This window comes from Bacillus sp. FSL L8-0199 (assembly GCF_038005705.1).
In the GTDB taxonomy this organism is placed as follows: domain Bacteria; phylum Bacillota; class Bacilli; order Bacillales; family Bacillaceae_G; genus Bacillus_A; species Bacillus_A cereus.
Genome location: NZ_JBBOTS010000001.1, coordinates 4,417,460 through 4,430,448, shown reverse-complemented (window position 1 = coordinate 4,430,448; position 12,989 = coordinate 4,417,460). Strand labels below are relative to the sequence as shown.

Here is a 12,989-nt window from a genome sequence, read left to right as displayed (position 1 = left end):
TTTTTGAGTTCCCCTTCTTTTATTGTATACATATCATACATTTAAATTTGGCTATACTAACAAGTAGTTATGAGGAGGTTATTTTTATGCGAGTAGATGGTAGAGAGAAAACAGAATTACGCCATATACATATTCATACGAATTATTTAAAACATCCAGAAGGATCAGTATTAATTGAGGTTGGGGATACAAAGGTAATTTGCTCAGCGACAATTGAAGAGCGTGTCCCGCCGTTTATGCGTGGAGAAGGAAAGGGCTGGGTAACAGCTGAATATGCGATGATTCCACGTGCGACAGAACAACGTACAATTAGGGAGTCAAGTAAAGGGAAAGTAACAGGACGTACAATGGAAATCCAGCGTTTAATTGGACGAGCATTACGTGCGGTAGTTGACTTAGAAGCACTTGGTGAGAGAACAGTTTGGATTGATTGTGATGTTATTCAAGCGGATGGTGGAACGAGAACTGCTTCTATTACAGGTGCATATGTAGCAATGGTATTAGCGTTTGAGAAGTTATTACAAGCAGAAAAAGTATCTAAAATTCCAGTGAAAGATTATTTAGCAGCAACGTCGGTAGGAATTGTTGAAGAACAAGGTGTTGTTTTAGATTTAAACTACGTAGAAGATTCTAAAGCAGATGTTGATATGAACGTAATTATGACTGGAAAAGGGCAGTTTGTTGAAGTGCAAGGAACTGGAGAAGAAGCGACGTTTAGCAGAGCACAGTTAAATGAATTACTTGATGCTGCGGAACAAGGCATTTTCCAACTGATTGACATGCAAAAAGAAGCTTTAGGCGACATCGTATCTCATATAGAGTAGAGGTGGAAAGTATGAAACAAGTTGTTGTAGCGACAAAAAATATGGGGAAAGTACGTGAATTTGCTGAGTTATTTGAGCGATTTGATTTAGAAGTAAAATCATTACACGATTTTCCTCATATTGAAGAAGTCGAAGAAACTGGTGAAACATTTGAGGAAAATGCGATTTTAAAAGCGGATAGTCTGAGCAAACAGTTGAATGCAATTGTAATCGCAGATGATTCAGGTCTTATTGTAGATGCTTTAAATGGAAAGCCAGGCGTGTATTCAGCTCGTTTTGCTGGAGAGCCGAAAGATGATCAAGCGAATATTGATAAAGTGTTACAAGAATTAAATGAAATACCGTTTGATAAGCGTAAAGCTCGCTTCTACTGTGCATTAGCAGTAGCTTTCCCTGAAGGTGATAAAAAGCCTGTTATTGTAAACGGGACGTGTGAAGGATATATTTTAGAACAGCGCCGCGGAGAAAACGGCTTTGGATATGATCCGATTTTTTATGTGGAAGAATATAAAAAAGCGATGGCGGAACTAAGCTCAGATGAGAAAAATGCCATTAGCCACCGCGGACGTGCTCTTCGTAAATTAGAAGAAAAAATCCCGGAATGGTTTTTAGGAGAATAAGGGAGAGAGATTGATGAAAGCTTTAATCGTAAGCGATAGTCATAGCTCTGTGAAGGAATTACAGCAGTTAAAAGAGAAATATGAAGGGAAAGTAGATATCATGATTCATTGCGGTGATTCGGAGCTAACGCCTGCTCATGAAGAGTTGCAAGGTTTCCATGTTGTAAAAGGGAATTGTGATTATGCTAACTTTCAAGACGAAATCGTAACTGATGTAGATGGCATTCGTTTCTTAGTTGTGCACGGACATCGTCATAACGTGAAAATGACATTGCAAACATTAGCGTACCATGCAGAAGAGGTAGGGGCGCAAGTTGCGTGCTTCGGACACTCTCACGTATTAGGTGCAGAATTAATCAACGGCGTTTTATTTATTAACCCAGGCAGTGTTTTATTACCACGTCAGCGTGTAGAAAAGACATTTGCTTTATTAAAAATGGATGAAAATCAAATGGAAGTTCGTTTTGAAACGTTAGACGGACAGCTAGTTGAACAAGCAGTTTTTAAAAGAGGATAAGAAAAATTATCCTCTTTTAAAAAAGGTGTTGACTTTATGTATGGTTATACATATAATAAATATTGTCGATAGGGCAACGGCGCTAACGAAGAAAAATAAAATAACATATGCGGGTGTAGTTTAGTGGTAAAACAAGAGCCTTCCAAGCTCTGGTCGAGAGTTCGATTCTCTTCACCCGCTCCATGTCCCAGTAGCTCAGCCGGATAGAGCATACGCCTTCTAAGCGTACGGTCGGGAGTTCGAATCTCTCCTGGGACGCTAAAAAAACCTTTTGCGGTGACGTCAAAGTCCGCAATATATAAGCTCTCTAATTCGTAAGTTGAATCGTACAATGTGCGGTCGCTAACGAGTTAGGGGGCTTATTTTTTTATGTGACAAATTGTATTATAAAAAAATACACCCCCAATTGTTAGTTATGTCTAACAATTTTATTTTCAATTATGTAACTAATTGCATTCATTCTCCCTGTTAGTAATTTCTAATATTTGGAACAGTGAAATAACCATACATGGTATAATTTTCTTATAAAATGCTTTATAAAGAAGGAGGATCAATGCATGAGTTTAAATATGTATTTGGGAGAAGTACAAAGCCAAACTCATAGCATGAACGCTGTATGTTCCTCTACCATTCAAGGTATGGAACAAGCCATTCAGTCGATTGATGCTTTTACAAGCGATACTGTTCTACAAGGGCAAACTTACGATAGTGCAAAAGCATTCTTCGCAGAAACTTTTCGTCCTTTAGCATAAGGAATCATTTATTTATGTGAAGAATTAATCCGTCAGAATGATGCCTTTCCAAATCAATTTCAATCACAAGTTGCTTCCACAGATGTAGTTGAACAAGAACTGTTAGAACAAATTCGAGAGATTGACCGAATGATAGCAAGTACAGAAGCACTCAATCAAGCTATGCCAATCTCGGGCATGGACGCTATGGTAAATCTTTTTATTGAGATGCGGCGTAAAATTCAGGAAAAATTAGAACATCTATATGAATTTAATCGAACGTCTAGTAATAATTACGCAACAGCACTTCAACTAGCCGCTAGTATTGCAACAGGTCTTGCAGAAGTACAAAGTGGAAAAGGATTTAGTCCTGCAAGTGGTACATTTAGTACGAAAGAATTAAATATGGAGTGGGTGGCTTCTATTCAAGCGATTGCAGAAGATAGGAATCGTCAGGCTGATAATTCAATTGAAGAAGGTGCAATGTGTGGCAAACCAAAATCTGATTTAGAGAAAGCTTGGGATGGTCTTTATGATGGTGCAGGAAAAGGTGTTGGAGATGCTTGGGAAGGATTTAAAGCGTTAGGTGACGGTGAAACATGGTCAGCCATGTGGGATGCAGTTGTCAATTATGACGAAACTCTCCCTGCCATGTGGAATGCCTTTTCAGATTCTTTTATGGATGATGTTTGGCATGGTGATGTTGAAAGTGGCTTTCGCTGGGGTTCTTACCTTGTAACATCAGTCGGGTTAGGATTCCTTGGAGGTAAAGGGTTGGATAAAGTTTCTACACTTGCTAGAGGAGCTAGATTCTCTAAAATAACTCAGATTACTCCACCACGTTTACAACCTGCCTTTGCAGGTGTTGGATTAACTGGTGAAGCAGTACTTAGTGCATTACCATCGTCAGGAAATTGGGGAAATTATTTGAGTAGCTACCTCATGTTTGCTAGACCTTCATGGAGACAGTCTGAACTTGACGTAGGTAAGGAATATCCTGATTATGATGACCAAGTTGCTTTTAAAGATAGAGAAGAAGTTTCAAAGGCTACAAAAGGTAGTACAAGACCTGATTTTTATATAGAGGGTCACAGCTTGGAAGTGAAAAATTATGACTTGTCTACTTCGTCAAAAAGAAGTAACCTAGTTAGAGTTATTGTTAAACAAGTTAATGATAGGGTTGATAATTTACCTGTGGGTACAAAACAAACCGTCATTATTGATATACGAGGACAAACCGTTCCTGAAGATGCTTTATTTGATATTGTAAGGAAAATAAGGGAAAAGGCTAAAGAAACACCAGAGGTAATATTCAAGCGAGAGGATTGATATTAATGGCAGTAGGATTTAAAGTAGATATATTTTTTTATGAAGTAGGTCATCCTGACTTTTTACATAGCTTCTTCTCAACAATTTCATATCATACAGAACCTGAAGGTTGGGGAACTAAGTACCCACTGTTAATGAAAAATTTGTATTTTGACAAGTTGAGTTGGGAAGATACAGAAGAAGGACTTCAAAATGTAGAAGAAATACGAGGGATTTTAAGTAAATTACCTCCATCAAAAGTCATTTGGGACATTGAGGATGTAGAAAAACAGCCACCTTGGGGAAATAAGATTCCTACTAGAATAACTAGCTTGGAAAATTATCATGCTACCCCAACAGGTAAAACTTTCTTAGACTTACTAAGCAATGCTTTAAAAGTCGCTAAAAGAAACAAAATTGATGTGACAGTTTCAAATTTAGGTAAATAAAATTCCGCAAAAACATCTCAGGGCTTCCTTTGAGATGTTTTGTTTTATAAAAAGGGAGTTTAAACTTGTTCCTGTTTCTTATTTGTAAAAAATAGGGGCATAAACACATTAAAAATTAGTATATTGGAGTGATAATATGTCAAATGCAGGATTTGGGGTAGATGTTATTTTTTATGAAGTAGGTCATCCTGATTTATTACACAGCTTTTTTTCAACGATGTCTTACCATACAGAACCTGAAGGTTGGGGAACAAAATATCCTTTACTTATGAAAGATTTGTACTTTAAAAAATTAAGTTGGGAAGATGTAAAAGAAGCAAGAGAAAATTTAAAAGAGATTCAAAATGTATTACAAAAAAAGAAACCCGATGAAGTGGTTTGGGATATTGAAGATTTAGAAAAGAGACCTCCTTGGGATGGACAACAACTTCCACCACAAGTGACAGATTTAACTACATATTATGTCACATCTAGAGGAGTTACCTATTTCGACCTGCTATTTCACGCATTTGATGATGCACAAGAAGTAGAAATAGATATTGTAATACGAAAAAGTTTAGCAGATAAAACATCTTAACTTTTACTGTTAGCATCTTAAACTGAAATAAGGTGATTGAATATGGCAACGGGATTTAAAGCAGACTTTCTATGGTATAGATTAGGTACATCGGATTTTGTACATTCATTTTTCTCAACTATTAGTTTTCATTTAGAAAAAGAAGGTTGGGGAACAAGATATCCACACTTAATGAAAGAACTATATAATGGAAGGTTAACACTCAAAAATATCCCAAAGGCGATTGAGGAAGCGAAAGAAGCTCGTGAAAAATTGAAATTATTCTCACCATCAGAAGTAGTATGGGATATTGAAGATTTATCTAAGCAACCACCATGGGGAGATAATATTTCAACAGATATAACAGACTTATCTAATTACTTTTACACAAGTGGTGGTAAAGACATGTTTGAAATGTTATTTAAGGCATGTAACGAAGCTCTAGAATTAGAAGTAGATTTAGAAATAGAGACATTATAACAGGAAAAAGCATGTGTTTTATAATTTTTTTGACTGCTTATGAAAAAGATTGCTTCGAGAAACTGTACTATAATTCAATTAGAAATTGATTATATGGGGTAGGGAATAGGTCAATTAATTGAAAAAGCATCATCTTGACGATAAGGTATATAATAAGGTAGAATTTTAACAAATGGTCAGTTGACCGAAACAATGAACGATTCAACAAACGGATTATACTAGTGTTTATATATTTAGGTTAAAGACGGGTCGGGAGTTCGAATCTCTCCTGGGACGCTAAAAAAACCTTGTTATCTTTTGATAACAAGGTTTTTTGTTTGTCTACAAATTGATGTATGTGCAAGAGGTTTAAAAATATTATAACGGGATATATGATAATGAGTATATGCAACAGATTAAAGTGCATTAAAAAGAGCGCTTAAAAAAGCTCTTTGCTAGTCAGTTATATTATTTGTTTGTTCAGGCTCATCAAATGGTTTATGCACGTATTGAAAACCATATCCAGCTTCAACGAGAACCTCATCAACCTTTTCTAAAAATTCTTTGCCCCATTCAGTAAAAAGATATTTCCCCAATATCTTAATAACAAAACGATACCCTTTTACTTCAGGATACCTTTCGTAAACCTCGTCACTTTCTATAAAGCCCAAATACAAATTGATTTTTTCTTGCAGTAATTCAATATGTTTTTCCTCATCAGACCAGTCTAATTCATCAGCGATGACTAAATAGGCTATTTTTTCTTCTTTATTGTAGCCCATAAAATCAACTTTTTCTAATTCGTATAAAGACATAAGTACACCTCTTATCTATTGTTTTCTTCTAATTTCAACTTTAGTTGGAGGTATTTCCGTACCACCTACAAAAGGTGGTTGCCCTTTGCCTATAACTGTTGCGCCCTATTCCTCTTATTTAATTTAAAGAATCAATAGGTTTATGGTGGAACTCAAATCCATATCCAGATTCTCCTAACTGTTCACTTACAATATTATAAAACTTTTTACCGCTCTAGTACGATTGAGCAACCGTTATCGAAACTTATTCCTGTTAGTGTGTTACAATTAATAGAAGCGGAAAACGAGAATCTCCAATTGACTGGACCTGTGATTGGTTAGATGGTTTAAGAAGGTCGTATAAAAAAGGGAGATGGCGCAAAGATGGCGAGATCAAATGAGAATGATTTAACGGAGAAATTGGCAGAAGGTCACCGGAAATATGGTGATGGCAATTTTACAGTACAGAACATCGGTGATGAAACTAACCCGAATTGGACTGTCGTAAAAAATGTGAGGAAAGGATCGGCAGGCATTCGCGAAGGAGAAGATATATTAAGACTGCGATCAAAATATATAAAGTAGTAAGGAAATGGGCGGAGCGGGAGTTCGAATCTCTCCTGGGACGCTAAGAAAACCTTGTTATCTTCTGATAACAAGGTTTTTTGTTTGTTTTAAATTAGTTGTTAATAAACTTGTCAAAGACAAAACCATAATCTTTCACATTATATTGTTTCTTCGTATCAACAAGCCAGTTAAAGGCGATCTCGTTCATCTCTTTAAATTGCTCTGCTAAGTTTACTTGTGCGTTTGAAATACGGCTGAAAGCATTAGATGCCATATCTAAACTTTTGTGTGCATATTGTAATGTAATATCGTTGTCGTATGAAATTTCTTCGATTTTAAGTAAAGCCTTATATAAATCTTTTAATTCTTCAATATGTTTTTTATGAACATCAATTGAGTAATGCTCATCGCCCATTTGAAACTTAATTTCTACATCTAAATCAATCGTTCCGGCAGTTTCAAGTGCTACGTTTTTAATTTGATATTTGCTATAACTAAAGCGGCGTAGTGTACGTTTTTTACTTGTCGCACTTGTACCATCTAGATGGAGTAATCCTTTGTTTGTGAAGCAATATTCATCTGATTTCGATTTAATTAGAAAGTAAATTTTCTCTCCATCTTCATGCATTACGTAATCATCAGCATCGACTTTATCGTAATCTTTCGGTGTAATGACAGAACCTACATCGCTTAATCCTAAAACATCGGCAGCTACTTTTTTGAACATATATAATCCCCCTTGCAAAAAAATTCTTAATTGCACAAAAATATATTAACATGATTTTAACAAAGGGTGTTCTTTTAATGAGAAAATATTGGGAGGTAAGTTAAGAAAAGGAACGAATATTATTATAAAATATGTAAAAAGGTGCTGAGAAGAAGTGTACCATCATACAAAAACAAAAGGAGATTTAGCTGTTTTAAAGGCACAAGTTGATTTGTATGAAAAAGGATACATGATTTTAATGCCACAAACAGAGCATTCGCCGTTTGATCTTGTAGTGTATAAAGACGGGAGATTTAAAAGGGTACAAGTGAAATATAGAGAATTGAATGCAAGAGGGATACTAGAAGTTAGATTCCGATCTAGTTATTCTACGACAAGCGGAGTCACTACAAAAGAAGTGAATAAAGAAGAGATAGATGTGTATTGTGTATACTGTCCTCAAACAGATTTTTGTTATTATTTCAATCCAAAAATTTTTAGTAAATCTATTAGTTTAAGAGTGGATTCTCCGAAAAATAACAAAGAGAAAAAGTTAATTTTGCAAGTGATTATAAATAAATTCCGTGAAAGCACCTCAAGCGATATGAGGTGTTTTTCAATCTCTTTTTGAAATCTTACAATTCTGTAAGGTAACTGTAAGGTAGTTCGATGGTAAGAAATTGCTAATCTTTTATAATGAAGATAACAACGATAAAACGAGGAGGCAGAAATGATGAAAGGATTAGTTGTAACGGGCTTGACGGTTGCTTTTGGATTTGTAGCGTATGAGAAATTAACGTATGTAGTTGATGTTGTGAAACATTTGATTGCTTAGAGAAAACAGCCATGAGAGGGAAAGGGAATGAGTGAATGAATGGAATGGTTATTTGGAATTATAGGTACTTGTAGTGTAGTGTTATTGTTCTTTGTCCCAAGTGGTATACTTAGTTCGACAACAAGTTTGTTCTTCTTAAGTTTGTTTGCTTGTACGATGCTTATTATTATGTTTTTAATGAAGCGAAGTAAACCAATCTTCTATTTTAGCATGATTGTTATGGCAATTATTGTTCTCCAAATTATTACCCTTGTAATATACCCCACAATTATAAAAGCTTTCCATTAATGATGAATCCTCTGCGTTTGTTGCTGGGGATTTTTACTTGTACAATTTTAATTTTTAGTAGAGATTTATTTGTATTGGAATGTAAAAATTAAATATTTTCATATTTCAAACAAATAGTTTTGGGATGTTGTGTTCTCATTACGCATTTGATATATTTACTTTGAACATAATTAAAATCAAGAAAAAGAGGCGGACGTATGGATAAAAAAGAAAATACGGTCGTATTGTTTCCGCAGCTATCAGAGCGCTATATTGATGAAGGTTTTTTAGCGCTGAAAGAGCGGAAGTTCGAAGATGCATTGCGCTGCTTTGAAATATTACGTCAGTATAATGCGGAAACGGAACAAACGGAATTAGCTTCAGTTATTTGTTTACTCGAATTAAAACGTATGGAAGAAGCGAAAGACAAATGTGAACAGTTGCTTAAAACAGGAGTTGTCTTATTTGGTGATATTCTTGAAACGTACGTGACTATTTTAGTTCAAACAAATGATTATGAAGGTGTTATTGAAACTGTTGAAAAGGTTTTACAAACGAAAGATATAATGCCTGATCAAAAGGAAAAATTAGCGCAGCTTGCTTTATTTGCAGAAGGTATGCTAAATGAGGGAGACGCATCGCTAGTGGATTCAAATTTTGAGTTGGATGAGTTTACTAATGAAATTTTTGGAGAAAACTTTGGACAGAAGCTAAGAGCGATTCAGCGACTTTCGTTAAAAGACTTAGATCTTGCATTACCTGTTTTAAAGAAATTTTTAATAGACGAAGAGCAACACCCCTATTTGAAAACTTCTATTTTGTATAAAATGATAGAAAGTCAGGTAGAAGAGGAAATAGAGGTAGAAAAGTTTGGGAATACGATTAAGGTAATTCCAGCATTTACAGGTCATAATGAGGAGCAATCCAATAACATTATACATAAATTATCAAGTCGATTAGAGCAAAATTATCCCGATATATTTGAAGCGATGGTTACATATTGGAAAGAATTGCAAATTAGCATTTTCCCATTCGCTCTATTAATGGATAAAGAAGAGATTTGGTCAGCTGTTTTAGAGAGAATTGGAAGAAAGCGTTTCGGATTGGCTATTGATGAAGAAGAGCTTATGGCAGCATACAATATCGAATTGGAAGAGTTTCATATTGCCTATCAATGGTTATTACGTGTTGAAAGAGAAGGATATTTGCCCGTATAATTATGAAAAAGAATCGTTCAGTTCTTGAAACGAGCATATTCTATGTTATAATATAAGGGTTGCAAAAGGCAGAAAACTGCCTGTTTGTAAGAGAAGAGAAGTGTAATTCTCTTACTTAATATGTTTCATATTATTCTCGAACAAAATATACCGTAGTTGTCTTCTGGGCAATTAGTAGATTGGAACATTATATCTGAAAGCTTTTGCTAGAGGATTATTTGTGTATTTGTTATTTCAAAAAAGAGATAATGAAGATCTTAATCTATAGAGGTATGTGCATACATTATTATAGTTGGAGGGAAAGAATAAATGTCTACAAAATGGGAAAAATTAGAAGGTAACGTTGGCGTTTTAACAATCGAAGTTGATGCTAAAGAAGTAAACAACTCTATCGACGCTGCGTTCAAAAAAGTAGTAAAAACAATTAACGTACCAGGTTTCCGTAAAGGAAAAATGCCTCGTCCATTATTCGAACAACGCTTTGGTATTGAATCTTTATACCAAGATGCTTTAGATATCATTTTACCAAAAGCATACGGTGAAGCGATTGAAGAAGCTGGTATCTTCCCAGTTGATCATCCTGAAATCGACATCGAGAAGTTCGAAAAAAATGCTAACCTTATCTTCACTGCAAAAGTTACAGTGAAACCTGAAGTTAAATTAGGTGAGTACAAAGGTTTAGCAGTAGAAAAAGTTGAAACAACTGTAACTGATGAAGATGTAGAGAACGAATTAAAATCTTTACAAGAGCGTCAAGCTGAACTAGTTGTTAAAGAAGAAGGAACTGTTGAAAACGGTGATACAGCTGTAATCGACTTCGAAGGTTTCGTTGATGGCGAAGCATTTGAAGGCGGAAAAGGCGAAAACTACTCTCTAGCAATCGGTTCTGGTACATTCATCCCAGGTTTCGAAGAGCAAGTAATCGGTCTTAAATCTGGTGAGTCTAAAGACGTTGAAGTATCATTCCCAGAAGAGTACCATGCTGCTGAATTAGCTGGCAAACCAGCAACATTCAAAGTAACAATTCATGAAATCAAAACAAAAGAACTTCCTGAGTTAAACGACGAGTTCGCTAAAGAAGCAGACGAAGCGGTTGCAACTCTTGATGAATTAAAAGCAAAACTTCGCACAAACTTAGAAGAAGGCAAAAAGCACGAAGCTGAGCACAAAGTACGTGACGAAGTAGTAGAATTAGCTGCTGCTAACGCTGAAATCGAAATTCCAGAAGCTATGATCAACACTGAGTTAGATCGTATGGTTCGTGAATTCGAGCAACGTTTAAGCCAACAAGGTATGAACCTTGAGCTTTACTACCAATTCACAGGTACTGACGCTGACAAATTAAAAGAGCAAATGAAAGAAGATGCACAAAAACGTGTAAGAATCAATCTTGTTCTTGAAGCTATCATTGAAGCTGAAAACATCGAAGTTACTGAAGAAGAAGTAACTGCAGAAGTTGAAAAAATGGCTGAAATGTACGGTATGCCAGTAGACGCTATCAAGCAAGCTCTTGGAAGCGTAGACGCTTTAGCTGAAGATCTTAAAGTGCGTAAAGCTGTAGACTTCTTAGTAGAAAACGCTGCATAATAAAATAACAAGGCACGATTAAAATCGTGCCTTGTTTTATAAATATAGAAATATATTTATAAAACTTTTCGATGGAGAAGGAAAAGTTCCTTTACAAGTCGAATATACATATTTCAAAAGTTTTAAAAATTTTTTATTTGTACATAACTAGTCATATTATTTGTATTTCTCGCCACGTAGTGACATAATATGTATTTACATACGATACATTTATCGTGTACATACGAAGGCAAGAGGTTAGCACTTTGTAAGGGGTGTGAAAATATGTTTAAATTTAATGATGAAAAAGGGCAATTAAAATGTTCTTTCTGTGGTAAAACACAAACGCAAGTTCGAAAGTTAGTGGCAGGTCCAGGTGTTTACATTTGTGACGAGTGTATCGAACTTTGTACTGAAATTGTACAAGAGGAGCTTGCGAAGGACGAAGAAGTAGAATTCAAAGATGTACCGAAACCGGTAGAAATTCGTGAAATCTTAGATGAGTATGTCATCGGGCAAGATAGCGCGAAAAAAGCACTAGCGGTAGCGGTATATAACCATTACAAACGCATTAATTCTAACAGCAAAATTGATGATGTAGAATTAGCGAAGAGTAATATCGCACTTATCGGGCCAACAGGTAGTGGTAAAACATTACTTGCACAAACGTTAGCGCGTATTCTAAATGTTCCATTTGCAATCGCGGACGCAACATCTTTAACAGAAGCTGGATATGTTGGTGAAGATGTAGAAAATATCTTACTAAAATTAATTCAAGCAGCTGATTATGATGTAGAGAAAGCGGAAAAAGGAATCATTTATATTGATGAGATTGATAAAGTGGCACGTAAGTCCGAAAATCCATCAATTACACGTGATGTATCTGGTGAAGGTGTGCAACAGGCACTTCTGAAAATTTTAGAAGGTACTGTAGCAAGCGTTCCACCTCAAGGTGGTCGTAAGCATCCGCACCAAGAGTTTATTCAAATTGATACAACGAACATCTTATTCATTTGTGGTGGAGCGTTTGATGGCATTGAGCCGATTATTAAACGTCGCCTTGGTGAAAAAGTAATTGGATTTGGTTCTGAGAAGAAAAATGCTGATGTAAATGAGAAGCATGTTTTATCTCACGTATTACCAGAGGATCTTTTAAGATTTGGTTTAATTCCAGAGTTTATCGGTCGTCTTCCAGTTATTGCGAACCTAGAGCCACTTGATGAAGATGCTCTTGTTGATATTTTAACGAAACCGAAAAATGCACTTGTTAAGCAATTCCAAAAACTATTGGAGCTTGACGATGTTGAGTTAGAGTTTGAAGAAGGTGCACTAATCGAAATTGCGAAAAAAGCAATTGAACGTAAAACGGGTGCTCGTGGACTTCGTTCTATTATTGAAGGCTTAATGCTTGATGTAATGTTCGAACTTCCATCTCGTAAAGATATCGAGAAGTGTATTCTTACAAAAGAAACAGTAGCTGATAATGAGCCGCCAAAATTGGTGTTACAAGACGGTACTGTACTTGATACAAAAACATCTGCATAATGCGAATGCGAAAGGGAAACAGCAATTT

The 12,989-nt window shown here is 35.6% G+C and carries 15 protein-coding genes, 2 tRNA genes and 2 pseudogenes; 16 read left to right on the top strand and 3 right to left on the bottom strand.

Annotation, left to right across the window (positions count from 1 at the left end; translation table 11 throughout):
* Positions 1–86: 86 nt before the first annotated feature.
* The 10 genes from rph (at position 87) to NST86_RS22710 (ending at position 5,485) form a co-directional block, all read left to right on the top strand.
* Positions 87–824: a ribonuclease PH gene (rph, locus tag NST86_RS22755; protein WP_016118680.1), complete on the top strand. Its 738-nt coding sequence runs from the start codon at positions 87–89 to the stop codon at positions 822–824.
* An 11-nt stretch (positions 825–835) separates the two neighbouring features.
* Positions 836–1,444: an XTP/dITP diphosphatase gene (locus NST86_RS22750; protein ID WP_000815929.1), complete on the top strand. Its 609-nt coding sequence runs from the start codon at positions 836–838 to the stop codon at positions 1,442–1,444.
* Between the two features lie 13 nt (positions 1,445–1,457).
* A complete protein-coding gene (locus NST86_RS22745) occupies positions 1,458–1,961 on the top strand; it encodes a metallophosphoesterase (protein WP_000645489.1) in 504 nt (167 codons plus the stop codon).
* A gap of 109 nt (positions 1,962–2,070) precedes the next feature.
* Positions 2,071–2,144: transfer RNA gene (locus NST86_RS22740), tRNA-Gly, on the top strand.
* Between the two features lies 1 nt (position 2,145).
* Positions 2,146–2,219 (top strand) — tRNA-Arg (locus tag NST86_RS22735).
* 299 nt (positions 2,220–2,518) lie between these two features.
* Positions 2,519–2,713: a hypothetical protein gene (locus NST86_RS22730; protein ID WP_016118679.1), complete on the top strand. Its 195-nt coding sequence runs from the start codon at positions 2,519–2,521 to the stop codon at positions 2,711–2,713.
* Between the two features lie 129 nt (positions 2,714–2,842).
* Positions 2,843–4,021 carry a WXG100 family type VII secretion target gene (locus NST86_RS22725; protein ID WP_137026126.1) on the top strand — a complete coding sequence of 393 codons (1,179 nt, stop codon included), beginning with the start codon at positions 2,843–2,845 and terminating at the stop codon, positions 4,019–4,021.
* A gap of 5 nt (positions 4,022–4,026) precedes the next feature.
* Positions 4,027–4,449: an immunity 70 family protein gene (locus NST86_RS22720; protein WP_016118677.1), complete on the top strand. Its 423-nt coding sequence runs from the start codon at positions 4,027–4,029 to the stop codon at positions 4,447–4,449.
* 136 nt (positions 4,450–4,585) lie between these two features.
* Positions 4,586–5,026 (top strand): Imm70 family immunity protein, encoded by a 441-nt coding sequence (locus NST86_RS22715; protein WP_016118676.1) that lies wholly within the window; start codon positions 4,586–4,588, stop codon positions 5,024–5,026.
* 42 nt (positions 5,027–5,068) lie between these two features.
* Positions 5,069–5,485 carry an immunity 70 family protein gene (locus NST86_RS22710; RefSeq protein WP_016118675.1) on the top strand — a complete coding sequence of 139 codons (417 nt, stop codon included), beginning with the start codon at positions 5,069–5,071 and terminating at the stop codon, positions 5,483–5,485.
* Between the two features lie 434 nt (positions 5,486–5,919).
* Here NST86_RS22710 and NST86_RS22705 read toward each other — a convergent pair whose 3' ends face one another.
* Together NST86_RS22705 and NST86_RS34910 are read right to left on the bottom strand one after the other, a co-directional pair.
* Positions 5,920–6,279, bottom strand: a complete 360-nt coding sequence (locus NST86_RS22705) for a DUF6572 domain-containing protein (RefSeq protein WP_000061064.1) — start codon at positions 6,277–6,279, stop codon at positions 5,920–5,922.
* Positions 6,280–6,397: 118 nt separating this feature from the next.
* Positions 6,398–6,490 (bottom strand): annotated as a pseudogene (locus NST86_RS34910) (DUF6572 domain-containing protein); the annotation flags it as partial.
* 152 nt (positions 6,491–6,642) lie between these two features.
* Here NST86_RS34910 and NST86_RS22700 point away from each other — a divergent pair.
* Positions 6,643–6,843, top strand: a complete 201-nt coding sequence (locus tag NST86_RS22700; RefSeq protein ID WP_000124460.1) for a hypothetical protein — start codon at positions 6,643–6,645, stop codon at positions 6,841–6,843.
* A 94-nt stretch (positions 6,844–6,937) separates the two neighbouring features.
* Here the strand turns inward: NST86_RS22700 and NST86_RS22695 are convergent, their stop codons facing one another.
* Entirely contained in the window at positions 6,938–7,552 is a 615-nt protein-coding gene (locus tag NST86_RS22695; RefSeq protein ID WP_000475205.1) for a PH domain-containing protein, read from the bottom strand.
* Between the two features lie 154 nt (positions 7,553–7,706).
* Here NST86_RS22695 and NST86_RS22690 point away from each other — a divergent pair.
* The 5 genes and pseudogenes from NST86_RS22690 (at position 7,707) to clpX (ending at position 12,961) form a co-directional block, all read left to right on the top strand.
* A pseudogene (locus NST86_RS22690) lies at positions 7,707–8,110 on the top strand (group I intron-associated PD-(D/E)XK endonuclease).
* Between the two features lie 295 nt (positions 8,111–8,405).
* Entirely contained in the window at positions 8,406–8,654 is a 249-nt protein-coding gene (locus NST86_RS22685) for a hypothetical protein (RefSeq protein ID WP_001983650.1), read from the top strand.
* Between the two features lie 197 nt (positions 8,655–8,851).
* Positions 8,852–9,850: a hypothetical protein gene (locus tag NST86_RS22680; RefSeq protein WP_000358274.1), complete on the top strand. Its 999-nt coding sequence runs from the start codon at positions 8,852–8,854 to the stop codon at positions 9,848–9,850.
* Positions 9,851–10,159: 309 nt separating this feature from the next.
* Complete coding sequence (gene tig, locus NST86_RS22675) at positions 10,160–11,437, top strand: trigger factor (protein ID WP_000105215.1); 1,278 nt, start codon at positions 10,160–10,162, stop codon at positions 11,435–11,437.
* 264 nt (positions 11,438–11,701) lie between these two features.
* Positions 11,702–12,961 (top strand): ATP-dependent protease ATP-binding subunit ClpX, encoded by a 1,260-nt coding sequence (gene clpX, locus NST86_RS22670; protein ID WP_000472289.1) that lies wholly within the window; start codon positions 11,702–11,704, stop codon positions 12,959–12,961.
* Positions 12,962–12,989 lie beyond the last annotated feature (28 nt).

Coding starts and splice junctions, on each gene's coding strand:
- rph (WP_016118680.1), top strand. CDS start 87: ATGCGAGTAGATGGTAGAGAGAAAACAGAATTACGCCATATACATATT.
- NST86_RS22750 (WP_000815929.1), top strand. CDS start 836: ATGAAACAAGTTGTTGTAGCGACAAAAAATATGGGGAAAGTACGTGAA.
- NST86_RS22745 (WP_000645489.1), top strand. CDS start 1,458: ATGAAAGCTTTAATCGTAAGCGATAGTCATAGCTCTGTGAAGGAATTA.
- NST86_RS22730 (WP_016118679.1), top strand. CDS start 2,519: ATGAGTTTAAATATGTATTTGGGAGAAGTACAAAGCCAAACTCATAGC.
- NST86_RS22725 (WP_137026126.1), top strand. CDS start 2,843: ATGATAGCAAGTACAGAAGCACTCAATCAAGCTATGCCAATCTCGGGC.
- NST86_RS22720 (WP_016118677.1), top strand. CDS start 4,027: ATGGCAGTAGGATTTAAAGTAGATATATTTTTTTATGAAGTAGGTCAT.
- NST86_RS22715 (WP_016118676.1), top strand. CDS start 4,586: ATGTCAAATGCAGGATTTGGGGTAGATGTTATTTTTTATGAAGTAGGT.
- NST86_RS22710 (WP_016118675.1), top strand. CDS start 5,069: ATGGCAACGGGATTTAAAGCAGACTTTCTATGGTATAGATTAGGTACA.
- NST86_RS22705 (WP_000061064.1), bottom strand. CDS start 6,279: ATGTCTTTATACGAATTAGAAAAAGTTGATTTTATGGGCTACAATAAA.
- NST86_RS22700 (WP_000124460.1), top strand. CDS start 6,643: ATGGCGAGATCAAATGAGAATGATTTAACGGAGAAATTGGCAGAAGGT.
- NST86_RS22695 (WP_000475205.1), bottom strand. CDS start 7,552: ATGTTCAAAAAAGTAGCTGCCGATGTTTTAGGATTAAGCGATGTAGGT.
- NST86_RS22685 (WP_001983650.1), top strand. CDS start 8,406: ATGGAATGGTTATTTGGAATTATAGGTACTTGTAGTGTAGTGTTATTG.
- NST86_RS22680 (WP_000358274.1), top strand. CDS start 8,852: ATGGATAAAAAAGAAAATACGGTCGTATTGTTTCCGCAGCTATCAGAG.
- tig (WP_000105215.1), top strand. CDS start 10,160: ATGTCTACAAAATGGGAAAAATTAGAAGGTAACGTTGGCGTTTTAACA.
- clpX (WP_000472289.1), top strand. CDS start 11,702: ATGTTTAAATTTAATGATGAAAAAGGGCAATTAAAATGTTCTTTCTGT.